We start from the raw sequence: 459 nt of genomic DNA, 5'->3' as shown, positions 1-459 counted from the left end.
AGATGGAATTGTAAGTATCACATTGTTTTCACGCCCAAATACAGGAGAAAAGTAATTTATGGACAATTAAGAAAAGATGTTGGACATATTCTTCGACGGTTGTGTGAATTGAAGGATGTTGAAATTATTGAGGCACATGCAATGCCAGATCATATACATATGCTAGTAAAAATACCGCCGAAGATGAGTATTTCTAGATTTATGGGATATTTGAAAGGGAGGAGCGCCGTTATAATTCATGAAAGACATGCCAATTTAAAATATAATTACGGCAATAGAAGTTTTTGGGCGCGTGGATATTATGTTAGCACGGTTGGGTTAAATCAAAGAATTATCCAGAAATACATTCGAGAACAAGAAGCGGAAGATCAGGTCAATGATAGCATTAGTAAACGGGAATATATTGATCCATTTAAAAAGTCAAAACGAGATTAGAATAATGCGGTAGCGGTTGGTAGT

At 35.5% G+C, this 459-nt stretch carries 1 protein-coding gene; it reads left to right on the top strand.

Annotation, left to right across the window (positions count from 1 at the left end; translation table 11 throughout):
- Positions 1 to 435 (top strand): IS200/IS605 family transposase (tnpA, locus tag FC19_RS07935; RefSeq protein WP_057876446.1); only part of this gene is annotated, 435 nt, incomplete at its 5' end.
- Positions 436 to 459 lie beyond the last annotated feature (24 nt).

The organism is Liquorilactobacillus aquaticus DSM 21051, assembly GCF_001436755.1.
GTDB lineage: Bacteria > Bacillota > Bacilli > Lactobacillales > Lactobacillaceae > Liquorilactobacillus > Liquorilactobacillus aquaticus.
This window is presented reverse-complemented; position numbering and strand designations above follow the sequence as displayed.